The sequence below is a fragment of the Burkholderia sp. THE68 genome, assembly GCF_009938265.1.
Classification (GTDB): Bacteria; Pseudomonadota; Gammaproteobacteria; order Burkholderiales; family Burkholderiaceae; genus Caballeronia.
Map to the genome: position 1 here is coordinate 680,915 of NZ_AP022316.1, position 25,781 is coordinate 706,695.

Below are 25,781 nucleotides of genomic sequence, written 5' to 3' on the forward strand. Positions count from 1 at the left end.
GCCCGCGCGAGTAAGCTTGTCGAATCCATCTCATCTTGAAAATGGTCCGGAAATCATGGCTTTGAACGACACGCCCGGTCTCGCCGCAAAAGACAGTCACGACTCGCCGAAGGAAATGCGCCACGACGCCACGCCTGATCTCGCGCTCGATCAGGCGCGTCTCGATCTCGTCGCGCTGCTCGATCGTTTCACCGCCGGCTGCGAGGGCTCGGTCGAAACGCCGGTGCCGGGACTGGCCCTGCATCGCATCATGAATCCGGGCGGGCCGAAGCACGGCATCCAGACGCCCGCGCTTGCGCTGATCGCGCAGGGCAGCAAACGCCTGATGGTCGGCGACGAGGTCTATATCTACGATCCGATGCACTATCTGGTGTCGTCGGTCGATCTGCCCGTTTGCGGGCAGGTGTCGGTGGCGAGCGAGTCGGAGCCGTATCTCGGCATGCGGCTCGAGCTCGACGTCGAGGAAATCACCTCGCTGATCCAGGACGAACACCTGCCGCCCGCGACCCAGGCCGACGCCTCGCGCGGCCTGTACGTGAACCGCCTCGGCAACTCGATGCTCGATGCCGTGCTGCGCCTCCTGCGCCTCGTCGACGCGCCCGAGGACGTGCCGATCCTCGCGCCGCTCGTGAAGCGCGAGATTCTCTACCGCCTGCTGATGAACGGCTCCGGCGCGCGGCTGCGGCAGATCGCGCTGCAGGACAGCCAGACACAGCGCATCGCGAAAGCGATCCAGTTGCTGCGTCAGCACTTCGATCAGCCGCTGCGCGTGGAGGATATCGCGCGCGACGTGCACATGAGCGTGTCGTCGCTGCATCATCATTTCAAGGCCGTCACGGCGATGAGTCCGCTGCAGTATCAGAAGCAGTTGCGGCTTCAGGAGGCGCGCCGCCTGATGATGCTCGATATCGTCGATGCCGCCACGGCCGCGCATCGCGTGGGTTATGAGAGCGCGTCGCAATTCAGTCGCGAGTACAGCCGCCTGTTCGGCGCGCCGCCGCTGCGCGACACGCGTCGCTGGCGCGATGCGACCGCAGCCGCAGCCGGCGTCTGACGAAGAAATTTCGATGAACCACTATTCACGAGCGCGCGAATGGTCTTGAATGGATTGCCGACTGGCGATGCGACGGCGCTGCCGCATCGATTTATTTCATCGTCCGCGGAATAGTGCAGCGCTACCGAACGTTCTACGGATACTTCTACAAAAAAGGAAAGATGAAATGAAGAAGCGCATCCAGATGTTCGCCGCTGCCGCAACGCTCGCAACCGCTTTCGCGTCGCTCGCTTCGTCCGCCTATGCTGCGGCGCCGAAAGAAGCGAACGGCATGTTCGTCGATGAAAACGGCATGACGCTCTATACCTTCGACAAAGATACGAAGGGCGGTGCGAGCGCCTGCACCGGCGGCTGCGCGCAGGCCTGGCCCGCCGCGATGGCGAGCGACTCCGACAAGCCGTCCGGCAAATGGACCATGGAAGCGGCCGATGGCGGCAAGCAATGGGCCTACGACGGCAAGCGCGTTTATCGCTTCGCCAAGGACACCAAGGCCGGCGACAAGAACGGGGACAATTTCCGCGACGTCTGGCACGTCGTGAAGCCCTGAGCGTTCACGCGCAAGGGAACGGAAAACCCGCGGTTCGGCGCGCGCGCGGAATAAAACGGCGCGCGCGCCGGTCAATCAATGAAACAGGTAACGATCATGAAACGATCGATCGGAGTGACGATGCTCCTGATCGCGCTGGCGTTCGGGCTGGCCCTCGGCACGACCGGTTGCGCGAGTGGCACGCAAAGTGCACCGAATTCATCGGGTGCGCCGAGCGGGCCGGCCGGCGGAGGCAGCTACTGATGGCGCGCGCCACCGACGCTTCGTGCGGGCAAGCGAGGGCATGGCCTTGAGCTTCGAGAGCGATCTGCTCGCGCATCTGCCGCAGTTGCGCCGCTATGCGCGCGCGCTGACGGGCGATCGCGCGTGGGCCGACGATCTCGTGCAGGACGCGACCGAGCGTGCGCTCAACCGCGCGAAGTCGTTCCAGGCGGGCACGAACCTGAGAGCGTGGCTGTTCACGATCATGCGCAATTTGTATATCGACCAGTTGCGCGGGCGCCGCGATATCGCCGTCGACGACGAAACCGCGCCCTGGCGTCAGATGGCCGCGCCGCGCGGGGAAGTCGACGGCCTCGTGCTGCGCGACGTGCAGCGCGCGCTTTACTGTCTGCCGGTCGAGCAGCGTGAGGTGATGCTGCTCGTGTGCGTCGAGGAAATGAGTTATCAGGAGGCATCCGTGGTGTTGAACGTGCCGACCGGAACCGTGATGTCGCGCCTGTCGAGGGCGCGGGAGCATATGCGCGTTCTGCTCGGTGAGGAATCGGGCCGCAAGTCGTCGCCGTCGTCGCTGAAAGTGGTGAGCCGCTCATGACCAATCAAGACCGTCCATCCGAAGGCGGCGACCGTATGGGGCCGCCCAAACCCGATCGCGATCTGCAGGCGCTGTCCGCTTTCATCGACGACGAACTGCATGGCGACGAGCGCGACGCCGTGGCCGAGCGCATCGCCAGCGATCCGGCCAGCGAGGCGACCATCGCCGCGTATCGCGCGCAGGACAATGCGTTGCGCGCGATGTTCGCCGATCAGAGCGAGCCGCAGGTCGTACGCCTGCGGCCGAGCAACCGCGAGCGTTATCTGATCGCGGCGTGCTTTATGGTCGTGGGTGTTGCGTGCGGATTCCTGCTGCACATGCTCGTGCCGGCGCTTGGCGACAAGCCGCGCTTCGCCGAGCGCGCGGATATCGCCTACGCGGTGTATGCGCCGGAGCAGCGGCATGCGGTGGAAGTGGCGGCGTCGCAGCAGGACCATCTCGTGACTTGGCTGTCGAAGCGGCTGAACCGCGCGGTGACGATTCCGTCGCTGGCGGAGTACGGCTTTCAGCTCGTCGGCGGGCGTCTGTTGCCGGATGAAGAGGGACCCGCGGCGCAGTTCATGTATCAGAACGCGGCCGGCGAACGGCTCACGCTTTACATGACGACGGCCACGATCAGACGCAACGACAGCAAGATCCGAACGCTCAAGGACGGCCAGCGCACGACGTTCTATTGGGCGTGGGATCGGGTCGGCTATGCGCTTTCGGGGCAGATCGGCGAAGCGAAGCTGCAGGCGATCGCCTATGACACCTGCAAGGAGCTTGGCGGCGATCCGAAGAGCTGGTGATTCCGCGTTCATGCTCGACTTGAAAGTAAAAAAAGCCGCAGCGGTTCATTTCGCTGCGGCTTTTCTCATGCGCTACTCCGTTCAATAATAGCGATGCGCAGGCGGCGCCGGATGATGATGGCGCTCCCATTCCTGACGTTGCCAGTAACGATGGCCATCCCAGTAACGTTCGCCATGCCAGCCCACGGTCACGTGATGGGGCGGGGCGTGATGCACTTCCGCCGAAGCGACGTTTGCGAGGCCCATGCCCAGTGCGGCGGCAAGGGAAGCGATCAGCAGGCTCTTCTTCGTCTTGTTCATGAGGTTTGCTCCTTGGTCGTTTGCTTTTCGATCGAAACCGCGATTCGCGAGGGTGCAGTTTCGTGATGATTCAGTGTGGCTTCGGCAAGGCTTCAGTAGCGGTAGTAATCCCGGTGATGGTGATACCCGCCATCGCCCGGCACGACGATGCAGCCCGATAGCGCGCTGCTCAGCACCACGCCCAACGCTGCAAGGATCGCTAGTTTCTTCATGGGTTTCTCCGTGTGAATCCATGGAGACCAATGTAGCGGACCGCAAAATGACAAGCCGTGATCGTTTGTAAGCAAACGTGTAACCTGAAATATTTACGATGGGCGTCTGTAAAAGCACGGCGGCCGTTGCACGCGGGCGCGCGACGCGTTATCCTGAACTACGATTCATCTTGTCGGAGTGAATATGTCCCATATCAGCACGGGCGTGGAGTACGCGTTGCACTGCATGCTCTATCTCGCGGAGCCGCCGCATGGCGTGCGCGAGGCGAGCGTGCGCGATCTCGCGGAATTGCAGGGCGTGCCGGCGGAGTATGTCGCCAAGCTCTTCACGAAGCTGCACAAGGCGGGGCTCGTCGTTGCGACCGAAGGCGCGCGCGGGGGTTTTGCGCTTGCGCGTCCGTCGCAGGAGATCAGCGTGCTCGATGTCGTCGATGCGATCGATGGCGACAAGGCGCTGTTCGATTGCCGCGAGATTCGCGCGCGTTGCGCGGTGTTCGGCGAGGACGCGCCGCCGTGGGCGACGAGCGGCGTGTGCGCCGTTCACGCTGTTATGAAGAACGCGGAGAAGCGCATGCGCGAGGCGTTGGCGGCGGATCGGCTGTCGGATCTTGCGGGCCGCATGCATGCGAAGGCGCCGCGTACGTTCGGGCCGCAAGTCGTCAAGTGGCTCGATGAGCGTACCGGTCAGCGGCGTGCTTCAAAGAATTGAGTTGAAAGGGCTTTTGTTAAGGAATGCTATTTTATAAGTTGAGGCAACCGTCAAGCATCAACGCACGATCCTGGGCTTCATATTCGGCGTGAGCGAAACACCGACCACGCGACCATCTCTCACGCCGCAGCGACTGTCCACGCGCGTCCACTGCGCCTTGCCGCGCGCCTTCGCGAACGCGCGCATCACGATGACCTGATCGACCGGAATCGGATTGCCGACACTAAAGATCGGAGTATCGTCGTCGATCTTCGCGGAGAGCACGCGCCGGTCGGGCACGATGAGCGTGTCGTACTTCGGCGCTTCTTCCACCCAGCGATCGAATGCCGCGACACATTGCGCCACCGACTCCGGCACGTGGAGCCTGGTCAGATACGCGTAATCCTCGGGCAGTTGCGGCGTTTCCTGTGCCTGAGCAAGCTGAAACATCGACGCCGACAGCGCGAGCGCAAACAAGGCGGGAGCAAGAGTTTTCTTCATGCGATGGGCGATGGCAAAAGGGGCGTTCGGGCAGACACGGACGCCTGGGCAGGAATGGCGCGAAGTATACCGTGTGAAGTTTTGTGACGTCGAGCGAATAGCGCATTTCGAATGCCGATCGAAAGCATTGCGCGCGGCGTTGTATCCTTTGATGCGGATGAACACACGTCGACGAGGTGCGCGATGAAAGCGGTGCGATGGTCGCAACAGGACGGCACGGGGCTCGAGCATCTCGTTCTGAACGAGACGCGCGATGGCGTCGTGACAGAAAGCGCGGTGGTGGGCGAAGACGAGTCGCATCCTTTCGGCCTCGTGTATCGGATCGAATGCGATGCGCGCTGGCAGGTCACGCGTCTCGCGCTGAAGCTCGCGGGCGGCGCGACGCTCGATCTGCATCGAAGAGATGGCGACAACGGCGACGCGCACGCATGGAGCGATGCGAACGGCGAGCCGCAGGAACTGCTGCGCGGCTGCATCGACGTGGACATCACCGCGACGCCTTTCACCAACACGTTGCCAATCCGCCGGCTGCAACTCGAGCGCGGCGAGCGGCGCGTGATTCGCGTCGTCTACGTGCGCGTGCCGGAACTCAGCGTGAGCGCGGTCGAACAGGCGTACACGTGCATCGAGCCGAATCATCGCTATCGTTACGAAGGGCTCGATACGGGCTTCACGGCGGACATTACCGTCGACGAAAGCGGCCTCGTGCTCGACTATCCGGGCCTCTACAAGCGCGTCGTGTGAGCTACCCTAACGCCTCAAACTGACTTTCAAACGATGAACGATACGACTTCCCCCCGTCTCACGAGCCTTTCCCACGGCGGCGGCTGCGGCTGCAAGATCGCGCCCGGCGTGCTCGCCGATCTGCTCAAACGCGCGACGCCGCTGCCCGCGTTCCCGAATCTTCTCGTCGGCAACGACACCGCCGACGACGCCGCCGTCTACCAACTCAACGACGAACAGGCGATCGTCGCGACGACGGACTTCTTCATGCCGATCGTCGACGATCCGTTCGACTTCGGCCGCATCGCCGCGACCAACGCGCTCTCCGATGTCTACGCGATGGGCGGCAAGCCGATCCTCGCGCTCGCGCTCGTCGGCATGCCGATCAACGTGCTGCCGCATGAAGTGATCGCGCAGATTCTGAAGGGCGGGGAAGCAGTGTGCGCGCAAGCGGGCATTCCGGTGGCGGGCGGCCATTCGATCGATTCCGTCGAGCCGATCTACGGGCTCGCGGCGCTCGGCATCGTGCATCCGTCGCGCGTGAAGCGCAACGCCGCCGCGCGCGCGGGCGATGTGCTCGTGCTCGGCAAGCCGCTCGGCGTCGGCGTGCTGTCGGCGGCGCTGAAGAAGGACAAGCTCGACGCGGCGGGTTACAAAGCGATGATCGACGCGACGACCAAGCTCAACCGGCCCGGCGTGGAACTCGCGCAACTGGACGCCGTGCACGCGCTCACCGATGTCACCGGCTTCGGTCTGCTCGGCCACGCGCTCGAACTCGCGCGCGGCGCGAAGCTGACGGCGCGCATCCGCTATGCGGACCTGCCGTGGCTGCCGCAGGTGCGCGAGTTCGTCAGCGCGGGCATCTACACGGGCGCATCGGGACGGAACTGGGCCGCTTACGGCAGCGATATCTCGTTGAACATCGAAGGCGACGAGGCGCGCGCCTTGCTCACCGATCCGCAGACGTCGGGCGGCCTGCTCGTATCGTGCGCGCCGCAAGCCGTGAACGACGTGCTCGCGATCTTCCGCGCCGACGGCTTCGACGATGCGGCGGTCATCGGCGAAATGGTGGATGGCCCGAGCCGCGTCGACGTGATCTGAGCGAAGATAAAAGCGCATGAAGGAAGAATCCCCGAAAGCCATTTTCTACGCGCTCGCCGCGAACTTCGGCATTGCCGTCTGCAAGTTCGGCGCGGCGGCCTATACCGGCTCCGGCGCGATGTTCGCCGAAGCCATCCATTCCACCGCCGATTGCGGCAATCAGTTGCTGCTACTGTTCGGCCTGAAGCGCGCGCAGCAGCCCGCCAACGCGCTGCATCCGCTCGGCTCGGGGCGCGAGATCTATTTCTACGCGCTGATCGTCGCGCTTCTGCTGTTCTTCGTCGGCGGAGCGTTCTCGGTTTATGAAGGCGCGCATCGGCTGCTGCATCACGAACCGTTGTCGAATCCGCTCGTCGCGCTCGTGATTCTCGGCGTGTCGGTCGTGCTGGAGGCGTTCTCACTCGCGGGCGCAATCCGCGAGATTCGCAAGGGCGCGCCAAACAAGACCTTATGGCGATGGTTCCGCGAAACGCGTGAGTCGGAACTGCTGGTCGTCGCGGGCGAGGATGTCGCGGCGCTGCTCGGTCTCGCGATCGCGTTCGCCGCCGTGCTCATGACGATGCTCACCGGCAATCCGGCCTACGATGCCGCGGGTTCGATCGGCGTGGGCGTGCTGCTGATGATCGTCGCGTATCTCGTCGCGCGCGAAGTGAAGTCGATGATCGTCGGCGAATCCGCGAGTCCCGAAGTGCGCAAGGCAATCGATGCACACTTGAATGCGCGTCCCGAGATCACGCGCATCATCAGCCTCATCACGCTGCAATGGGGCAAACACGTGGTCGTCGCGGTGCAGGCAGAGATGATCGACTACGCCAGCGGACGCGCGATGATCGATGCGATCAACGTCATCGAAGAAGATCTGCAGCGTGCGTTTCCGCAAGTGCGCTGGGTGTTTTTCGAACCCGATATTGCGCGCGATCGCGATCAACCGGCGACGCTCTGATTCACACAGCGCACACCAGAGCTGGCGCGCCACGTGCTACCGGGACCGTTTCTGCCGCGCTGTCGGCATCGCGCTAGCATATGGCGTGCGCGTCGTCCGCATCGAGTCCCTGACATTTCGTGATCTTCATCCGACATATGCGCAAATTGCTCCTTGCTGTGCTGCTCGTCGTCGTGTCGAGCGTCTTACCTATCCTTTCGCAGTCCTGCTTCGCCGCAGCCGATTCCGCGCAGCACGCGTCGCAGCCCGCCGTCGCGCTGACGCCGCAACAGGCGCGCGACGCCCTCTCGGTGCTCAACGATCCAGCGCGCCGCTCGCAGGTCGCGGACACGCTGCGCGCCATTGCGGCAGCCGGTGCGCTGGCCGCGCCCGCGAGCGCGCCGCAGCCCGCATCGACGGCGGCCGCGACGCCCGCATCGGGCGCGTCCAGCGTGCTCGCGCATTCGCTGACCGCGAACGGTCTCGCATCGCAACTGTCGCGGCAGGCGGGGCACTGGCTCGTGCAGATCGGCGGAGGACTGCGGCATTCGACCGTCGCGCTGCTCGATTTCGGCTCGGTGACGTCGTGGTGGCGCGACCGCACATCGACCGATGGCGGACGCGCGCTCATCGGGCACGTCGCATGGACCGTGCTGGCGTCGCTGTTGCCCGCGCTGCTGCTCGAATTCCTGTGCTCGCGGCTGCTCAGGCGGCCACGCGCGCGGATCGCGGCGCGGGGCGTCGCCGATGCGGAGGAGCAGGACCCGGACCTCGTGCGCCAGCAACGCGCCGCCGAGCGCGCGGAAGACGCCGCCGAGCGAAGCGGCGACGAAACCGCGCTGCATCTCGCCGAGCGCAATGTCGACAGCGCGCGCGGTCAGCGTCATGCGGCGCGTCACTGGACGCTGCTGCAACGCCTGCCGAGCGCGCTGCTGTATGGCTTGCTGTCGCTCGTTCCTCTGGTCGTGTTCATCGCTGCCGTGACGCTGCTGATGTCGGTTTTCATCGACGACAACACGCTCGAAGCGCACGTCGCAGGCTCGCTCATCGACGTTTATCTCGTGTGCCGCGCGATCGTCATCGTGAGCGGCTTCTTCGTCGCGCCGCGTGCGCCCGGCCTGCGTCTCATCCAGATGCGCGATGTCTACGCGACGTACACGCATCGCTGGGTGTGCCGCATCGTGTGCGTCGCGGGCGCGGGCCTCGCGCTCGCCAACGCAGCCGAGCCGCTCGGGTTGTCCGGCGACGCGCGCATCGCGATTACGAAGGCCGTGCTGCTGGTCGTGCATGTGATGATCGCGTACATGATCTTCGAATGCCGCACGCCGGTGGCCGAGCGCATTCGCGGCGGCTCGCGGGCGAACCGTTCCTTCAGGCTCTTCGGCAACTGGGTGGCCGATGTCTGGGCGGGCGTCGCGATCTTCTTCGTGCTCGCGCTCTGGTTCGTGTGGGCGCTCGACGTGCAGAACGGCTACCGGACGCTCTTTCATCTGGGCGGGCTGTCGCTGCTCGTGCTCGTCGCCGCGCGCGTGGTGGCGATCGTCGCGTTCGGCGCGCTCGGGCGCCTGTTCCATCGCGAAGACGAGGACGATTTCGCCGGCCAGTCGATCCTGCGCCGCCGCGCGTATCGCTATTACCCGGTGTTGCGGCGTGTCGTGCAGGCGCTCATTTCGGTCGTCACGGTGATCGCGCTCCTGCAGGTATGGCACATCGACATCGTGCATTTCTTCACGTCGGGCGGGGTCGGCAACCGGCTCGCGTCGGCGCTCGTCACGATCGTGTTCGCCGCCCTGTTCGCCGTGCTCGTGTGGGAGGCGGCCAACATCGCCGTCGAGCAGCGGCTCGAGCAATGGACCGCGAGCGGCGAGCGTGTGCGCGCCGCGCGCCTGCGCACGCTGCTGCCGATGATGCGTACGGGCCTGTTCATCGTGATCGCGATGGTCGTCGTCCTGACGGGGCTCTCGGAGATCGGCGTGAACACCGCGCCTTTGCTCGCGAGCGCGAGCATCTTCGGCGTGGCGCTCGGCTTCGGCTCGCAGAAGCTCGTGCAGGATCTCATCACCGGCATTTTCCTGTTGATGGAAAACGCGATGCAGGTCGGCGACTGGGTGACGCTCGCGGGCGTCTCGGGCACGGTCGAATATCTGTCGATCCGCACGGTGCGCCTGCGCGGCGGCGACGGCTCGCTCTACACGGTGCCGTTCAGCTCGGTGTCGACGGTGAACAACACGAATCGCGGCATCGGCAACGCGGCGGTGCGCGTGTCGATCGCGCTCGGCCAGGATGTCGATCTCGCGATCTCCACGCTGAAGGAAATCGGCGCGGCGTTGCGCAATGACGAAGCGTTCCGCGACGGCATTCTCTCCGACTTCAGCTTCTGGGGCGTCGATGCCGTCGATGGCTCGACCGTCACGCTCGCCGGCCAGATTCAATGCCGCGACAGCGCGCGCTGGCCGGTGCAGCGCGAGTTCAACCGGCGCATTCTTAACGAGTTCACGGCGCGCGGCATCGAAATCGCGAATCCGCAGCGCAACTTCGTGATCGTGAACGGCGGCGATCAGGCGCCCGTGCCGGATGCGGACGAAGCCGGCGCGGATCAGCGCGGCGAGCCGTCGAAGGCCGCGCAGCATCCGACGAACGAGGCGGCGGGCGCGGCGAGCGTCGCGTCGAATGCGCCGCCGCCACGGGCCTCGCAGGGCGGGTCGTGATCCTATAATCGTTCGGCCTGATCGCGCCCCTCGTTCTGTCGACGGGCGCGATCTTCTTTCGAAGGTCGAACGTTCACGAGGTCACGCCTGCCATGACAGTCGCCGCATCGCAATCGAACAAGACAACGAAGAAACTCGGGAACGCCGTCGTCGCGATGACAGTCGCGGCGGGTTTCGCCGGATGCGCCTCCGCGCCGCAATCGTCCGACAGCGCGGGCGGGGCGCGTGCGGTCAAGGTCATGATCGTCACGATGTTCGCGCCCGAGGCCAAACCCTGGCTCGACAGGCTCGGCCCGTGGGACGCGGTCAAGGTGGCCGGTCTGTCGCCCGATTATCCCGAGGTGCATTGCAACCGCGACGACGTGTGCGTCGTCACGACGGGCATGGGCCACACCAACGCGGCCGCTTCGACGATGGCGCTCGCGTTCTCCGACCGTTTCGACTTGCGCGGCACGTACTTCCTGATCGCCGGGATCGCGGGCATCGATCCGGCGCAGGGCACGGTCGGCTCGGCGGCATGGGCGAAGTATCTCGTCGATTTCGGTCCGCAATGGGAACTCGACGCCCGCGAAAAGCCCGCCCGCTGGCCGAGCGGATTCACCGGCATCAACACGAAAGGGCCCAACGAGAAACCGGCGCCCGACTATCGCACGGAGATGTTCGCGCTGAACGCGACACTCGCCGACACGGCTTTCGCGCTCTCGCGCAACGTCGCGCTCTCCGACAGCGCCGAGGCCAGGGCCGCGCGCGCGAAGTTCAATTACGCGCCGGCGAACCGGCCGCCGCGCGTGATCCAGTGCGACACGCTCGCGGGCGATACGTGGTGGTCGGGTAAATACATCGGCGAGCGGGCGCGCGCGTGGACGCGGCTCCTGACCGATGGCCGCGGCGTCTATTGCACGACGCAGCAGGAGGACAACGCGACCTACGAGGCGCTCAAGCGCGCGGCGAGCGTGCAACGGGTGGATGTGTCGCGGGTGGCCGTGTTGCGTGCCGGCTCGGATTTCGACCGTCCCTACAAGGGACAATCCGCAGCCGACAATCTTTTGAACTACGCGGCGCAGGGCGGCTTCACGCCGGCCATCGAAAACCTGTACAGGGCCGGTAATCCATTCGTACAGGATGTTGTTACACATTGGGACGTCTGGCGAAAGGGCGTACCGCAAAGGTAACAAGCCGCGTTACAAACTCGGGTAACAAAGCCCGTAACATCGACGTAACAAGCCATAAGCAATTATTACCCCATCGATCGTCCATCGGTAAAGGCGGTCAGCATGGCTGTTTTTGGCTATTTCTCGTCTGATGAATCATCTCAAAAATAGCGGTCCGGGGTGTCAACCGGATCGCGCAATCCCCCGTTATTGCTGGCGGCACGCGATTACTACGATCAAAACAAAGCCGCGCCGATTTGCCGCGTAAAACATCAGAAGAATAGAAATCGCATGGCAAAAGCGACCGAATTTGACAGACCGAAAAAATTACCGATCCAAAGTGTTGTTTGCAACAAAATATTATTGAGATGCTCTTGCTTTGGATTTAGACCGTACTTAGAATTCGTCTCACGGTGGTTGTTACAAGATGTAACTCACTGAAACAAAGATTACGCAGTACGTAGCCGGGGCAGGACAAGCCCGGTGAGGCACAAAAAAGATATCGGCAAAAAGCCGGCGGGAAATTCGGGGATTTACTGGAAGTTGCAACCATGAACGGTCGCGAAACGCTGGAATCGATCCGGGAAATCAACTTGTCGTACATCATGCTCGCGCAGCGTCTGTTGCGCGAGGACCGCGCCATCGGCATGTTCCGGCTCGGTCTTTCGGCGGAACTCGCCGATCTGCTGTCGGGGCTGACGCTCGCACAGGTCGTCAAGCTCGCGTCGTCGGATAACCTGCTTTGCGCTTTCCGCTTCAACGATCACACGATGCTGTCGGCCTTGACGCAACCCGCCAAGAATGCGGACATCGCGCCGACGCACGCGGCAATCCTGCTGGCTGGCCAGCCGGCCGAACAGTTCGCTTAAGGTGACCAAGGTGACGGAGCGAGCCATGCTGAAGAAGAGCCTCACTGAAGACGCCCAGGAAGTATTCCGCGCCATCGCGCTGATCGAGCTCGGCGCGCGCATGCAAGTGCTGGAGAGCGAACTGACGCTCTCGCGCGACCGCATGATCCGTCTGTATCGCGAAGTGAAGGGTGTATCGCCGCCGAAGGGCATGCTGCCTTTCTCGGCCGACTGGTACATGACGTGGCTGGCCAATATCCACGCGTCGCTTTTCTATAACACCTATACGTTCCTGAAGAACGAAGCTGGCTGTTCGCATCTCGATGCGTTGACCAAAGGGTATCGGCTGTATCTCGAGCACTGCAATCATAGCGGCGCCGAGGCGGTACTCGACCTTACGCGGGCCTGGACTCTTGTGCGCTTCTTCGACGCGGGCATGCTGCAGATGACGCCGTGCTGCCGCTGCACCGGGAAGTTTGTCGCACACAAACATGATTTGCAGAACAACGTGGTGTGCGGGGCCTGCCAGCCGCCGTCACGCGCGGGGAAGACCAAGAAAGCGGCGGCCGCGAAACAGGCCAGTCAAGAAGCCGCTCTGGAGGTGGTGATGTCGAAGAACGAAGTGCCGGAGCATGCGGAGCACACGGTACTCGGTAACGTAGCGGCGTTACAGCCGCAACGGGCAGGCCTGGTCGCACAGGCTGCTTAGGCGGTAGCGGCGGCGGCCGTTCTCCGGGGACCGTCCGCAAGGATGGTGGGCGACCGGCTTGCCGCTACCGCGTTTTACTTCGCTTGTCTTTTTCCCGAATCCTTTTCCGAATGCTGCAGCCCGGCGCCGATTGGCGAGCCGGGCTGTTTTGTTTTGCCGCCAAGTAAAATACGTCGATGGCACGCGCTCTCGAAGGTATCGGCTTGGCTTCCGCACAACAGGGTTTTCTGCTGACTCGTCACTGGCGCGACACCGCGGCCGGTGCGGAGGTCGATTTCTGGCTCGCCACCGACGACGGTCCGAGGAAAATCCGCATCGGCTTGCAGACGAGCGTCGCGTTCATCCGTGCGGAGGATCGCGCGAAGGCCGAGCCGGTCGTGGCCGGCGTGCGGGACGCTTATTTACGCGAGTTGCCGCTCAGGGATTTTCGTCAGAAGCCGGTGCTCGGACTCTATTGCCCGCAGTATCGCCAGTTGCTCGCGCTCGAAAAGAATCTGCGCGGCGCGGGCGTCAATGTCTTCGAAGCCGATATCCGTCCGCACGAGCGCTATCTGATGGAACGCTTCATCACGGCGCCGGTCCTGTTCGAAGGCGCGGGGCGCGACGTTTCCAGTGAGTTGAAGCCCGCGCCGGATTACCGGCCGTCGCTGAGAGTCGTGTCGCTCGATATCGAAACGAGCGTGAAGGGCGATCTTTACTCGATCGCGCTCGAAGGCTGCGGCGCGCGTCAGGTTTATATGCTCGGTCCGCCGAATGGCGATGCCGCGCAAACCGATTTTGCGCTCGATTATTGCGAAACCCGCGCCGACATGCTGCGCCGTTTCAACGCATGGATCGCGCAGTACGATCCGGACGCGATCATCGGCTGGAATGTCGTGCAATTCGACTTGCGCATCCTTCAGCGACACGCCGACGACTACGGCGTGCCGCTCGCGCTGGGCCGCGACGGCAGCGCGGTCGAATGGCGCGAGCACGGCATGAAGCGCAATCACTTCTTTGTGTCGATCGCGGGCAGGCTCGTCATCGACGGCATCGAGGCGCTGCGTTCGGCGACGTGGAATTTTCCGTCGTTCAGTCTGGAATATGTCGCGCAGTCGCTGCTGGGCGAGGGCAAGGCGATCGACAGTCCGTACGCGCGCATGGACGAAATCGAGCGCCGGTTCCAGGAGGACAAGCCCGCGCTCGCGCGCTACAACCTGAACGATTGCGAACTGGTCACGAAGGTCTTCGAGAAAACGGAGTTGCTGCCGTTTCTGCTCGAACGCGCGACCGTGACCGGTTTGCAGGCCGACCGCAGCGGCGGCTCGGTCGCGGCGTTCACGCATCTGTACATGCCGCGGATGCATCGGCTGGGCTATGTCGCGCCGAATCTCGGCGACGTGCCCGAGGAAGCGAGTCCCGGCGGTTTCGTGATGGACTCGCGCCCCGGCCTCTACGATTCCGTGCTCGTGCTGGATTACAAGAGCCTGTATCCGTCGATCATCCGCACGTTTCTGATCGATCCGGCCGGGCTCGCGCAAGGCATGGCCATGCCCGATGACGCCGCCACCGTGCCCGGTTTTCGCGGCGCGCGCTTTTCACGCGACACGCATTGCCTGCCGGCGATCGTCGCGCAGGTGTGGGAAGGGCGCGAGGCTGCGAAACGCCAGCGCAACAAGCCGCTGTCGCAGGCGCTCAAGATCATCATGAACTCGTTTTACGGCGTGCTCGGGTCGAGCGGCTGCCGTTTCTTCGATCCGCGTCTCGCTTCGTCGATCACGATGCGCGGTCACGAGATCATGCATCGCACGCGCGAATTGATCGAGGCGCGTGGCTACAGCGTCATCTATGGCGATACGGATTCGACTTTCGTCTGGCTGCGGCGCGCGCGCGACGAAGAGGACGCGGCGCGGATCGGGCGAGCGCTGGTCGCGCATGTGAACGAATACTGGCGCGAGCATCTGCGCGAGACATTCGGCCTCGACAGCGCGCTCGAGTTGCAATTCGAGACGCACTTCAAACGCTTCCTCATGCCGACGATCCGCGGCACGGAAGAGGGCAGCAAGAAGCGCTACGCAGGGCTGACCGCGCGCGCGGACGGCAGCGAGGAAATCATCTACAAGGGTCTCGAGACCGTGCGGACCGACTGGACGCCGCTCGCGCAGCGTTTCCAGCAGGAGCTTTACATGCGCGTGTTCAAGGGCCGGGCGTATGAGGACTTCGTGCGCGATTATGTCGGGCGCACGCGGCGTGGCGAGATGGATGACTTGCTGGTCTATCGCAAGCGCTTGCGCCGCACGCTCGGCGATTATCAGCGTAATGTGCCGCCACATGTTCGCGCCGCGCGCATCGCCGATGAATACAACGCGCGCGCCGGGCGTCCGCTGCAATATCAGAATGGCGGCTGGATCAGCTACGTGATGACCGTCGCCGGTCCCGAGCCGGTGGAGGCGCGTCAGGCGGCGATCGACTACGAGCATTATGTGAGCAAGCAGCTTCAGCCGGTTGCTGATGGCATCCTGCCGTTTCTGCGCGATGACTTCATCGCGTTGATGTCAGGGCAGAAGGAGCTGTTCTGAGTCAGAAGCGAAAACCAAACCCCGCCTCGATGATATCCGCGTCGCGGTCATACCGCGTGACCATGCGATTCCACGTCACCCGCGCGAGCCATCGACTCGTAAGCCGATAACTCGCCGACACCGATACCAGCCCCGAAAATCGACCATCGCCGGTGCGATTCTGCGGCAGGTCGTCGTTCTGCGTGATCGACAGATACGGCCCAGCCCCGACGCCAAGCGTGAGCCTGTCGTCGAAGAACGCCCGCGTCGCCCAGATCTGCGCAGCGACACCGTCACGACGCGACTGCACGTGTCCGCCTTCATGCAGGTACGACGCGGTGAAATCGACGTAATGCCACAGCCCGCGCCGATACTCGATGCTCTCCGCCAGATTCGTTTCAGAATCGGGACTGTTCAGGATCGTCGTGCCGAGCATCACGGTGACTTCGTTGTTCGTGACGTTCGTCGTGCGCGGCACGGCGCGCGCGCGCGGTCCGCGGCCCTCGGGCGCGTCCAACTGATAGCCGATGCCGAACAGCAACGCGGTCGTGTCCGGGCCGCCGAAAGCCTGCACGCGATTGAGCTTCATCTCCGCGATCCAGCGGTTGTCGAAGTAATACGCCGCGCGCAGCGTGAACATGCCACCCCAGCCGTGCGTGTTCGAATAGTTGCCGCCCGCCTGCGCCTGACTCGTGTCGAAATAGCGGTACGGCCCCGCACCCGCCGACAGTTCCAGCCGGTCGTCCCGGAGCGGCAGTCTGCCCCAGAGCTGGAAGGCCTGCCCGTCGCGGTGATGATCGGGAATATGGCCTTCGTTCAGCCACGAAAAACTCCAGGCGGCGTAACGGCCGAGCCCTTCGCGATAGTTGACTTCCCAGGAGTACGTGTTCTGACTGCTGCTTTTGAGCGGGCCGGTGAGAAGGGAAAATTCCTGAGCGTGAGACGCCTTGCTGACCATGCCGAGCGCGGCGCATGCGATCACCCAGGCGGCGGTTCGGCAATGTCGTGCTTTTTTGGAGTATGTCATCGCGTGAGGTCGGATCGCGGAAACTTCCTGCATCGTTCGTCGGGGCGTGTTCGTCGCAGGATAACGGCTAAAGAAAAATGCTGCACGAAACGGATCTCATTTCGACGATCGACCGAGAAAGTGAAACGTTTGCGCGACGTCCTGGCCGCCGACGATCGAGACTTTCGTTTCGCCTGCGTTCGCAGCCACTCACACGCGGGGTTACGCGCTTCGCGGACCTTGCGTAGATTGACCGCATGACAATGTATTCAAGCAAGCGAGGTCAGCGGTGGACTCCACTCCTATCGAATATCGAGGCTGTGAGCTTTCGGTCATCGTCCGGCACACAGCCGGTGAATTTGTCGCGACGCTGCTGATCGAGCGGCCGGGCGGCCTGCGCCGTGCGATCGGACCGTTTCGCGCGTTTCCGACTGCGCAGGCCGCCGCGAACTTCGCGATCGAATGCGGCAAGGCGGAACTCGACGGCCGTATGGCCGCGCGCGGACCGCAGGTCGCGGTGTCGGGCTGAAGGCATCGGCGGGTTTGCGATAACATCGTTTTCCGCACTTGCTGCATGATGACGATGTTCGGATATCGAACCATTTCGCTGCTCGCGCTCGCCGCGATCGTCCCCGCTTGCGCGACGCCGACCAAAGAGACGTGCGCGCCGGGAGAGCAGCGCGTCGTCGACGAACGCCTCTACTTCGGCACCGGGCGCGCGAAGGGCGACGTCACGCGCGAGGAATGGGACGACTTCCTGCGCGTCGAAGTCACGCCGCGTTTCGCGCAAGGTTTCACCGTCTGGCAGGCATATGGACAGTGGCGCATGGCCGATGGCGCCATCGTGCGCGAAAGCTCCTACGTGCTGAACCTCGTGCATCCCGACGATCAAACCAGCGAAACAGCCGTCGGCGACATCCGCGAGCGCTATCGGACGCGCTTCGAGCAGGAGTCGACGATGCGCGTGAGACACGCGGCGTGCGCGTCCTTCTAGAAAATCAAGAGAATCGGCGGATTGCTAGCGTCACCGAAGAGAACCATCGCATCGCGTGGGGCCTCGCGCACGCAGATCCTGATCCGCGCAACCGCGTGATATTCGCGTGGCCGTCGAAGGCCACGCGCACGCCGCTTACGCGCCGGCCATCTTTCTCATGACCCGCACGCGCGGATCGACCACTTCCTGCAACGCCGGCTCCTCGGCGAGATTCCAGGCAAATCCGCGCGCACGCACCCGGCGCGTCGGCTTGACGTTCTGACGCCTGCGCACCAGTGAGCGCACGGCGCGAGCGAGCGCGAGATCGATCGCCCCGCGCCAGTCGCGCGCAATCGACGTCGCCACGACCTTGTTGTCCCGATTCAGTTGCACCTCAACCTGACAGCGCTTGTCGACGCCGCCGCGCGGCCCGTTGATGTCGGACAGGCTGACAGTCGCCTTCGAGATCAGCCACGCGAGGCGGCGAAACACGAATTCGCTGCGCGCCTTCGCGAGTTCGTGCATCGCAATGGCTTCGGGGTCGCGGGACTTGAACAGGACTTTCATTGACGCCTCCTTGTTGAACGTGGATTCAGAGTAAGGCGTCCGTGTGGTGCGAAAAAGCAGAACCAACGGAACATCAAGTTCGGAAAAACCGAAGTTCAGTCATGAGCCACCGCGAGAAGCTGCTGCGTCAACGGATGATGCCGCCCGCGCCGCGATACGATCGCATGCACTTCCTCCTTTACCTCGGGCGAGCGGCCGAGCCAGCGCAGGCCGCGCAACAGCGGCACATCGCCCGCGCCGAATTCCGCTAGCGGAAACACGCCGAGACCGCGCGCGCCGAACACGGCCATCAGCGCGCTATCCTCGAATTCGCCGACGATACGCGGCGCGATGCCTTGCGTTTCCAGCCAGCGATCTAGCCGCGCGCGCAACGACGAATGGCCCGTCGGCAGCAGCATGGGCAGCGATGCGAGACTGCGCGGGAACTGGTCGATGGCGCTCTTGCGCACGAGGGAAGCGGGTCCGTACCAATCTACCGGCGATGCGATCAGCCGCTCGCTCGTGAGACGCAGATTCTGATTGTGCGGCGCGGCGTGGCTCGCCAGCACCAGATCGAGCCGATGTAGCGCCAGCTCGCCGAGCAGTTCATCGGTTTCGCCTTCGTGACAGAGCAGGCGCAGCGACGGATTGCCGAGCACCGGCGCGAGCAGTGCATGCGCCGCGAGCTTGGAGATGCCGTCCGACAGCCCCACCGCGAGACGCGCGAGCGTGCCGCTCGCTGCTTCGCGCACTTCGTCCTGGATCAGCTGGCCGATCTGAAAGATTTCCTCGGCGCGCGCGAATGCCGCCTGTCCCGCTTCGGTCATCGTGACGCCGCGTCCCGCGGGTTTGAGCAGTTGATGACCGAGCGCTTTTTCGAGTTCGCGCACTTGCGCGCTGATGGTCTGCACGGCCATGTCGAGCCGTTCCGCCGCGCGCGCGAATCCGCCTTCCTTAACGACCACCCAGAAGTAATGCAGATGCCGATAGTTGAGCATGCGTACCTCGTCTTCGCCTTCTTTCGCAAAACGGGTTACTTCGAAAAAACCGAAGCATGGCTTCGATTATCGCTGATTTTTCCGGACGAGAGATCGGACGATGATGGCGCGATACATCCAGTCAATCAAAACTCTCCCTGCTCATGGAATATCTCCTTTCGCTTGCCGTCGATCCCGCCGTATGGGCCGCACTCGTCACGCTGATCGTGATGGAAGTCGTGCTCGGCATCGACAATCTCGTCTTCATTTCCATTCTCAGCAACAAACTGCCCGTCGCACAACGCGCGCGTACCCAGCGTATCGGCATCATGCTCGCGCTCGTCATGCGGCTCGCGCTGCTCGGCACGGTCGCGTGGATCACGCAACTGACCGCGCCGGTGTTCTCGCTTTTCGATCACGCTTTCTCGTGGCGCGATCTCATTCTGCTCGCGGGCGGCCTGTTCCTCGTCTGGAAGGCGACCAAGGAAATGCATCATCACGTCAGAAAGGATCACGACGATGCGCCGGGTATCGCGTCGAGCGTCGTCAGCATCACGGCGTGGTCCGCGATCGGCCAGATCCTGCTGCTCGACCTCGTGTTCTCGGTCGACAGCATCATCACGGCGGTCGGCATGACCGAGCATCTGCCGATCATGTACATCGCCGTCATCTTCGCCGTCGCGACGATGCTCTTCGCCGCGCAGCCGCTCTCGCGCTTCATCGAACGTAATCCGACGGTCGTCACGCTCGCGCTCTCGTTCCTGCTCGTGATCGCGATGACGCTGATCGCCGAAGGTTTCGGAACGCACGTACCGAAGGGCTATATCTATGCGGCGATGGGTTTTGCCGGATTCGTCGAAGGGTTGAACCTGCTCTCGCGTCGCGGCAAGGGCAAGCGCGAAAGGGATATGCAAACTCAAAGCCGCGCGCGTCTCGACGGCGTTTCCGGCTGACCCTCGAGCCGGCGTGCGCGCTTCGCTTATCCACAGTTTCTGTGATCAACCCTGTGGACAAGCCTGGGACGCGCACGCTATCGCGTTGAAGAAACTGACGAAAGCCGCCACGCTTTCAAACACGAATTCGCCTTGCGTATCCCCCGGTAAGTGACTACGTTATGCGATAGCAACCGCTCAATCCTTTCGGTTCCCGAAACATCCGCAGAGGAAAGGTTGCGCGCCGCGGTCACCGCAATCAATCGTCGTCGGAATAAACAGAAGAGCCTGCGTCCGATTGGTCTGGACTTTGACCGTGGACTCGCTCCCTCGCAACCTCGGCGACAGGAGGGAAGAATGAGCCCGCATTGGGAGATCGGCACGGCAGGCGATGGCTTCGAGCGCGTCGCGCCGCAAGCGCTCGCAGCCATCGAGCGGATCGATCCATACATCGTGTGGGCCAACGCGACGCAGTATCGCGACCTCGGCGGCATCCCGGCCGACCGTATTCCGATCGCCATCGAGATGAAGCAGGGCGGCGACACCGCGCGGCAATTTGCACAGACGATCGAACGCAACGGCTGGCAGGACTGGATCTGGATGTCGGCGCTATATCGCGACCCGCCGCCCGCGCTCGAAGCGACGCGCTTCTGCACCGCGCATGTGACGCGCGAGTTCTACGCGCGCCTGTCCACCGATCTCGCCGGCAGATTCGAGCGCTTCACCGAAGCACTCGCGATCACGTCGCATGCCGACGCGCACATGGACCGTGCACAGGTCGACCACGCGCCGATGCACGCGCGACTCGGCAACGCCGTCGTCGGCCTGTGCGACGACGATCTCGCGTTCACGCACCGGCGTTTTGCGGAGGACGCAAGCGGCGCGCGCACGCGCTTTCTATGCTTCTGGAACCAGAACGATCCCGCCGATACCGCCGCCGATCTCGGCTACGGAAGCGAACTGCTCAAACATCAGATGGACGCGCTGCTGAGCGATGCGCGGCTGTCCGCCGAGACAGCGCAAGCATCGGGCGGTGCGCGCGTCTACAGTTTCGCAGGCAGCGATCACGACGATCATGACACGCACGAGCACGCGCCCTTGCCGATGATCGGCGTGCAACTCAAGAGATGCTGCCGCACGATGCGCCACGCCTTCGGTCCCTGTCTCGACGCCGAACTGCTCGATGCGGTCCGCTATATCGTGCAGCGCGCGCAGGAGATCGGCGGCGCGGCGTGTCACGCGCTCGTCAGCGTGAGCGCGGGCAATGCCGCATGGCGGCAGGATGGCAGTTCGCTCATCGAAAGCGCGCTCGACGAATTGATGGACACAGGCGCGTGCTCTGTCGTGCTGCCCACGGGCAACGTCGACATGTCGCGCTGCGGTGGCGCGCTGAAGATCGCGGAGCACACGATATCGGAGTTATGCTGGCCGGTGCGTGCGCAGTCTTCATCGCCGAGCCTCGCGGAAATCTGGTTCGCAAGCGACGCCACCACGCCCAGCGTCGACGTGCAGATCGTGCCGCCCGGCGGGACGCAGAGCGGGTGGTTCACGCTCGGCGACGTCGGGGCTTACACGCGCGGCGGCGAAACGATCTGCACCGTGGTGCACCTCGGCCGTGGCGCGCGCGGCGACGGGCACATGATTCTCATCGCGCTTGCACCGACCGCGGCGCGCAGCGGCATGCGTCGCGCGGCGGCGGGCGAGTGGCGCATTCGCCTGAGGAACAACGCGCGCCCGAGCGTCACCGCCTATGCGTGGATGCAGTGCGACGAATCCTCCGACGAGACACCGCCAGCGGAAGCCTGAACCAAGCTCAACCGCGCGAATGGAGCGCGATGATCTCCTGAAGATCGAGATCGTGCTCCAGCGAATGCAGAAGCTCGTCGTGAATCTGTCCCGCGCGGTGCATGCGAAGCAGCTCTGCGCGCCCGGCCGCGATCGCGGCGAGCACGACGTCGTAATGCGCGTGTCGCGCGTCCGTCGGAAACGTCTCCATGTCCTCGAAGCGCCTGGTGAGCCCCGCGCGATACGTGTACTGCTCCAGCAAGCGAGGATGGATCACGTTGCCGTCCGCGTCGTGCACGAGCGGCTGAATCGCGGCCAGTTGCGCCGTCTCCATGCGCGCCCACGCCTGCGGCTCGCTGAGATGCCGCGACGAGCGCTCGTGCCCGCGCGTCAACCCAAGCATCGCGATCAGCGGGCCGATGGTCGCGCCTTGCAACAGCACCGTGACGAGAATCACCGCGAAGCCGGCGAACACGATGAGATCGCGGCCGGGCATCGCTTCGGGCAAGGACAGCGCGACCGCGAGCGTCACCACGCCGCGCATGCCGGCCCAACTCACGACGGTCGCCGCGCGCCAGTCGGGAACGGCCGCGCCGGCTTCTTCGCCGCTCGCACGCTTGCGGCCGGTCACGCGCCACGCGATCCACTTCAGCGCCTCGACGCCGAACACCCACACGAAGCGCGACGCGATCACGACGGCGATCACCGCGGCGGTCGCGGGCCCGAGCAGCGAGAACGCATCGCCGACGCCGCCGAGCCGCAGCGCGATGCCGCGCAGCGACAGCCCGATCAGCACGAACACGAGCGCTTCCAGCACGAACACGACGACCTGCCAGAACGCCGTGCCGCGCATGCGTTGCGCCGCCGTGAACACTTCGTGCTGATGCCAGCCGACGACCATCCCGCACGTGACGGTCGCGATGACGCTCGACACGCCGAGCTCCTCGCCCGCGATATAGCTGACCCACGACGTGAGCATCGACACGGTGATGACGAGGTAATCGTCTTCGAGCGCGCGCATGAGCTTCACGGCGATGAACCCCGCCACGATCCCGACGACGATCCCGCCGATGGCCAGCCCCGCGAAACTCGCGACGGCGCGCGGCGCGCTGAACACGCCGCTCATCGCCGCCACGAGCGCGAAGCGAAAGAGCACGAGGCCGGCTGCATCGTTGAGCAGGCTTTCGCCTTCGAGCAGCACCATCAGACGGCGCGGCAAGGCGACGCGCTCGAGTACGGCCTTCGCGGCGACGGCGTCGGGCGGCGACACGACCGCGCCGAGCGCAAAGCACGCGGCCCACGGCAGCGCGGGCACGACGAGATGCACCGCGACGCCGACGACGAAGGTCGTGAACGCCACCGCGCCGATCGCGAGCAGCAGGATGCCGCTCAGGTTGCGCTTGAAATCGTCCCAGACGAAGAAGTACGCGCCGTACATCAGAAGCGGCGGCAGGAACACGATGAGCACGAGCTCCGGGTCGAGTTCGAGATGCGGCAGGCCCGGCACGAAGGCCATCGCGACGCCGCCGACGAGCAGCGCGGCTGCGGGCGGCAGCCGCAAGCGCCTCGCGAGCACTTCGAGCGCGATGATCGCGATCAGCGAGACGAGCACCAGATTGAATGCCGTGGCGGCGTGCATGAATTGTCCTTTTGGTGATGAGTTCCTGTGTCGCAATGCGCGGCGTCCCACGCAGGCGGCGTGCATTGCGCTGCTACCATCGGCGCGGGGGCCGGGCGGCGAGCCGGGTCATCGTATCCGAAAGGGAGACAAAATGAGACGAAAGTCGTCGGGCGTGGCGGTGGCGGCCGTGCTGGTGGGCGTCGCCGTGGCGGCCGTGCTGTATATCGCGAGCTTCGGCAGGTCGAGTCACGCGGACGCGCCCGTGCCGGCTCCATCCGCACTCGCCGCGCAGGACGGGGTCGCGAGCGAAGCGCCCTTCGCCCACGCACCGAAAGCGCCGGAAACCGCGCAGGGCGAGCAGACGGCCGCCCGCTGACGTCGGTGGTGGAATACGACTTGCTGCCCGCCTGACGATGCCATTCAAGGCGCGTCGGGAGCACATTCGCGATGGGACATCATCCCCAGCAGGTTCCGCCGGCCGCGTTGCCCGTCGATGCGCGCGGCATGATCGGCAACATGAACACGGCCGCGCTCGTGTCGCTTTGCGGGTCGATCGACTTCATGTGCTTTCCGCGCATCGACTCGCCCACGCTGTTCGCCGGGCTGCTCGATCGCGAGCATGGCGGCGCTTTCTCGATCACGCCGCGCGAGACCGGCGCCAACGTCAAGCAGATGTATCTGCCTGAAACGAATGTGCTGCTCACGCGCTTCATGACGGGCGAGGGCGTCTGCGAACTGCTCGATCTGATGCCGGTCACGTCGAATCCGTCGCCTGTTCCGAATTGCGTGTTGCGCATCGTGCGACTCGTGTACGGGCGCATGACGCTCGACGTGCGCTGCGATCCGCGCTTCGACTATGCGCGCGCGAAACACACGGCACGTGCTGTGGAAAAGGGCGTTGAATTCACCGCTGCGGGAGATTTTCCGCACGTGCGCCTGCTTGCAAGCGTGCCGCTCGCGATCGACGCAGAAGGCGCGCGCGCCACGCTCGATTTCGCGGAAGGCGATTGCGCCTGCTTCGTGCTCGGCGACGCGAACGGCCTCGACGACATCGCCACGAACCACGACGCGATCCTTGCCGAAACCATCGATTACTGGAAGGAATGGTCGTCGCGCTCGACGTATCGCGGACGTTATCGCGAAGTCGTGCTGCGCTCGGCGCTGACATTGAAGCTCCTGAGCTCGGAGGAATTCGGCGCGATCGTCGCGGCGCCGACCTTCGGCCTGCCCGAAACGCAGGATGGCTCGCGTCGCTGGGATTATCGCTTTACATGGATACGCGACGCCGCGTTTTCCGTGTACGCGCTCCTGCGCCTCGGCTACACCGGCGAGGCGGAACGCTTCATGAAATGGATCGCCGAACGCAGCCGCGATTGCGCCTCGCACGGCCAGTTGCGCGTGATGTATTCCGTCGACGGCACCGATGCGCTCGCCGAAACCGCCGTGAAGAGCTTCGTGGGCGATATGCCGGGGCAGGTCGTCGTCGGCAACGAGGCGCGCGACCAGATCCAGCTCGACGTCTACGGCGCGCTGCTAGATTCGGTCTATCTCTACAACAAATACGGCGCGGCCATTTCCTACGATGGCTGGCGGCACGTGACACGCACCGTCGATTATGTCGTCGAGCACTGGCGCGAGGCCGATCACGGCATCTGGGAGTTTCGCAACGGCACGCGCGCGCTCCTGCACTCGCGCCTGATGTGCTGGGTGACGCTGGACCGCGCGCTGCGGCTTGCGGAAAAGCGCTCGCTGCCCGCGCCGCTCGCGAAATGGTTCGCGACGCGCGACGAGATCCATCGCGATATCCACGAGCAGTTCTGGAACGACGACATCAGGAGCTTCGTGCAGACGCCGGGCTCGGCTACGCTCGACGCTTCAACGCTGATGATGCCGCTCGTGCGCTTCATCGGCCCGAAGGATCCGCGCTGGATCGGCACGCTCGACGCGATCGGCCGCGACTTGCGGGTCGATCCGCTGATCTTCCGCTATACGCGCGGCTCCACGCTCGACGGCTTGCCCGGTTCGGAAGGCGGTTTTTCCGCGTGCTCGTTCTGGTATGCGGAGGCGCTCGCGCGGGCGGGGCGGGTGGACGAAGGGCGGCTCGTGTTCGAGAAAATGCTCGCCTACGCGAATCATGTCGGGTTGTTCTCCGAGGAAGTCGCAACCAGCGGCGAGGCGCTCGGCAATTTTCCGCAGGCGCTCACGCATCTCGCGCTCATCAGCGCCGCCTATCAGCTCGACCGAAACCTGGACCGCGTGCACGTACCCTGGACCTGATCGGTCTGCGTGGCCCGCCGCGACGTTGTATCCTTTCAGATCAGGTGGCCCGTGAAAGGAG

The 25,781-nt window shown here is 64.2% G+C and carries 26 protein-coding genes; 20 read left to right on the forward strand and 6 right to left on the reverse strand.

Annotated elements, in window-relative coordinates; genetic code table 11:
• Positions 1-55 precede the first annotated feature (55 nt).
• The 5 genes from BTHE68_RS16665 to BTHE68_RS16685 all read left to right on the forward strand — a co-directional run bounded on the left by BTHE68_RS16665 (position 56) and on the right by BTHE68_RS16685 (position 3,203).
• The gene (locus tag BTHE68_RS16665) at positions 56-1,054 is read left to right on the forward strand and encodes an AraC family transcriptional regulator (RefSeq protein ID WP_174258057.1); all 999 of its coding nucleotides are present in this window, start codon (positions 56-58) and stop codon (positions 1,052-1,054) included.
• Between the two features lie 166 nt (positions 1,055-1,220).
• Complete coding sequence (locus BTHE68_RS16670) at positions 1,221-1,601, forward strand: COG4315 family predicted lipoprotein (RefSeq protein WP_162067419.1); 381 nt, start codon at positions 1,221-1,223, stop codon at positions 1,599-1,601.
• Between the two features lie 96 nt (positions 1,602-1,697).
• Positions 1,698-1,844, forward strand: coding sequence for a hypothetical protein (locus BTHE68_RS16675; protein WP_162067420.1), 147 nt, complete (start codon positions 1,698-1,700; stop codon positions 1,842-1,844).
• Between the two features lie 46 nt (positions 1,845-1,890).
• Positions 1,891-2,415 carry an RNA polymerase sigma factor gene (locus BTHE68_RS16680; protein ID WP_162068229.1) on the forward strand — a complete coding sequence of 175 codons (525 nt, stop codon included), beginning with the start codon at positions 1,891-1,893 and terminating at the stop codon, positions 2,413-2,415.
• A complete protein-coding gene (locus tag BTHE68_RS16685; protein ID WP_162067421.1) occupies positions 2,412-3,203 on the forward strand; it encodes an anti-sigma factor family protein in 792 nt (263 codons plus the stop codon). The genes BTHE68_RS16680 and BTHE68_RS16685 overlap by 4 nt, the downstream gene beginning before the upstream one ends.
• An 81-nt stretch (positions 3,204-3,284) precedes the next feature.
• Here the strand turns inward: BTHE68_RS16685 and BTHE68_RS16690 are convergent, their stop codons facing one another.
• Positions 3,285-3,503: a hypothetical protein gene (locus BTHE68_RS16690; RefSeq protein WP_162067422.1), complete on the reverse strand. Its 219-nt coding sequence runs from the start codon at positions 3,501-3,503 to the stop codon at positions 3,285-3,287.
• Between the two features lie 396 nt (positions 3,504-3,899).
• Here BTHE68_RS16690 and BTHE68_RS16695 point away from each other — a divergent pair, with 396 nt between their 5' ends.
• Positions 3,900-4,424: an RrF2 family transcriptional regulator gene (locus BTHE68_RS16695; RefSeq protein ID WP_162067423.1), complete on the forward strand. Its 525-nt coding sequence runs from the start codon at positions 3,900-3,902 to the stop codon at positions 4,422-4,424.
• Between the two features lie 57 nt (positions 4,425-4,481).
• On the opposite strand, the gene BTHE68_RS16700 is transcribed toward BTHE68_RS16695, so the two are convergent.
• The gene (locus BTHE68_RS16700) at positions 4,482-4,904 is read right to left on the reverse strand and encodes a BspC domain-containing protein (protein WP_162067424.1); all 423 of its coding nucleotides are present in this window, start codon (positions 4,902-4,904) and stop codon (positions 4,482-4,484) included.
• Between the two features lie 183 nt (positions 4,905-5,087).
• On the opposite strand from BTHE68_RS16700, the gene BTHE68_RS16705 reads away from it, so the two are divergent.
• The 8 genes from BTHE68_RS16705 to BTHE68_RS16740 all read left to right on the forward strand — a co-directional run bounded on the left by BTHE68_RS16705 (position 5,088) and on the right by BTHE68_RS16740 (position 15,624).
• A complete protein-coding gene (locus BTHE68_RS16705; protein WP_162067425.1) occupies positions 5,088-5,648 on the forward strand; it encodes a putative glycolipid-binding domain-containing protein in 561 nt (186 codons plus the stop codon).
• Between the two features lie 33 nt (positions 5,649-5,681).
• Complete coding sequence (gene selD / locus BTHE68_RS16710; protein WP_162067426.1) at positions 5,682-6,728, forward strand: selenide, water dikinase SelD; 1,047 nt, start codon at positions 5,682-5,684, stop codon at positions 6,726-6,728.
• A 16-nt stretch (positions 6,729-6,744) separates the two neighbouring features.
• Positions 6,745-7,671, forward strand: coding sequence for a cation diffusion facilitator family transporter (locus BTHE68_RS16715; protein ID WP_162067427.1), 927 nt, complete (start codon positions 6,745-6,747; stop codon positions 7,669-7,671).
• Between the two features lie 137 nt (positions 7,672-7,808).
• Entirely contained in the window at positions 7,809-10,358 is a 2,550-nt protein-coding gene (locus tag BTHE68_RS16720; RefSeq protein WP_162067428.1) for a mechanosensitive ion channel family protein, read from the forward strand.
• Between the two features lie 155 nt (positions 10,359-10,513).
• On the forward strand, positions 10,514-11,530 hold the full coding sequence (locus BTHE68_RS16725; protein WP_502710598.1) for a purine-nucleoside phosphorylase: 1,017 nt from the start codon (positions 10,514-10,516) through the stop codon (positions 11,528-11,530).
• 530 nt (positions 11,531-12,060) lie between these two features.
• A complete protein-coding gene (flhD, locus tag BTHE68_RS16730; protein WP_014250878.1) occupies positions 12,061-12,378 on the forward strand; it encodes a flagellar transcriptional regulator FlhD in 318 nt (105 codons plus the stop codon).
• 25 nt (positions 12,379-12,403) lie between these two features.
• On the forward strand, positions 12,404-13,066 hold the full coding sequence (flhC, locus tag BTHE68_RS16735; protein WP_061174763.1) for a flagellar transcriptional regulator FlhC: 663 nt from the start codon (positions 12,404-12,406) through the stop codon (positions 13,064-13,066).
• Positions 13,067-13,242: 176 nt separating this feature from the next.
• Positions 13,243-15,624 carry a DNA polymerase II gene (locus BTHE68_RS16740; protein WP_232078012.1) on the forward strand — a complete coding sequence of 794 codons (2,382 nt, stop codon included), beginning with the start codon at positions 13,243-13,245 and terminating at the stop codon, positions 15,622-15,624.
• A 1-nt stretch (position 15,625) separates the two neighbouring features.
• Here BTHE68_RS16740 and BTHE68_RS16745 read toward each other — a convergent pair whose 3' ends face one another.
• Positions 15,626-16,630: a hypothetical protein gene (locus BTHE68_RS16745; RefSeq protein WP_162067430.1), complete on the reverse strand. Its 1,005-nt coding sequence runs from the start codon at positions 16,628-16,630 to the stop codon at positions 15,626-15,628.
• A 268-nt stretch (positions 16,631-16,898) separates the two neighbouring features.
• Between BTHE68_RS16745 and BTHE68_RS16750 the strand changes: the two genes are divergently transcribed.
• Positions 16,899-17,138 carry a hypothetical protein gene (locus tag BTHE68_RS16750; RefSeq protein WP_162067431.1) on the forward strand — a complete coding sequence of 80 codons (240 nt, stop codon included), beginning with the start codon at positions 16,899-16,901 and terminating at the stop codon, positions 17,136-17,138.
• 45 nt (positions 17,139-17,183) lie between these two features.
• The gene (locus BTHE68_RS16755) at positions 17,184-17,603 is read left to right on the forward strand and encodes a DUF3574 domain-containing protein (RefSeq protein ID WP_232078013.1); all 420 of its coding nucleotides are present in this window, start codon (positions 17,184-17,186) and stop codon (positions 17,601-17,603) included.
• Positions 17,604-17,738: 135 nt separating this feature from the next.
• Here the strand turns inward: BTHE68_RS16755 and BTHE68_RS16760 are convergent, their stop codons facing one another.
• Positions 17,739-18,149, reverse strand: a complete 411-nt coding sequence (locus BTHE68_RS16760) for an HPF/RaiA family ribosome-associated protein (protein ID WP_162067432.1) — start codon at positions 18,147-18,149, stop codon at positions 17,739-17,741.
• A gap of 95 nt (positions 18,150-18,244) precedes the next feature.
• Positions 18,245-19,126 carry a LysR family transcriptional regulator gene (locus BTHE68_RS16765; RefSeq protein ID WP_162067433.1) on the reverse strand — a complete coding sequence of 294 codons (882 nt, stop codon included), beginning with the start codon at positions 19,124-19,126 and terminating at the stop codon, positions 18,245-18,247.
• Positions 19,127-19,269: 143 nt separating this feature from the next.
• Here BTHE68_RS16765 and BTHE68_RS16770 point away from each other — a divergent pair, with 143 nt between their 5' ends.
• Both BTHE68_RS16770 and BTHE68_RS16775 read left to right on the forward strand, forming a co-directional pair.
• Positions 19,270-20,058: a TerC family protein gene (locus tag BTHE68_RS16770; RefSeq protein ID WP_162067434.1), complete on the forward strand. Its 789-nt coding sequence runs from the start codon at positions 19,270-19,272 to the stop codon at positions 20,056-20,058.
• Between the two features lie 336 nt (positions 20,059-20,394).
• The gene (locus BTHE68_RS16775) at positions 20,395-21,843 is read left to right on the forward strand and encodes a hypothetical protein (protein WP_162067435.1); all 1,449 of its coding nucleotides are present in this window, start codon (positions 20,395-20,397) and stop codon (positions 21,841-21,843) included.
• A 7-nt stretch (positions 21,844-21,850) separates the two neighbouring features.
• Here the strand turns inward: BTHE68_RS16775 and BTHE68_RS16780 are convergent, their stop codons facing one another.
• Positions 21,851-23,461, reverse strand: a complete 1,611-nt coding sequence (locus tag BTHE68_RS16780) for a Na+/H+ antiporter (RefSeq protein WP_162067436.1) — start codon at positions 23,459-23,461, stop codon at positions 21,851-21,853.
• Between the two features lie 133 nt (positions 23,462-23,594).
• On the opposite strand from BTHE68_RS16780, the gene BTHE68_RS16785 reads away from it, so the two are divergent.
• The gene (locus BTHE68_RS16785; RefSeq protein ID WP_162067437.1) at positions 23,595-23,819 is read left to right on the forward strand and encodes a hypothetical protein; all 225 of its coding nucleotides are present in this window, start codon (positions 23,595-23,597) and stop codon (positions 23,817-23,819) included.
• Positions 23,820-23,890: 71 nt separating this feature from the next.
• Entirely contained in the window at positions 23,891-25,720 is a 1,830-nt protein-coding gene (locus tag BTHE68_RS16790) for a glycoside hydrolase family 15 protein (protein ID WP_162067438.1), read from the forward strand.
• Positions 25,721-25,781 lie beyond the last annotated feature (61 nt).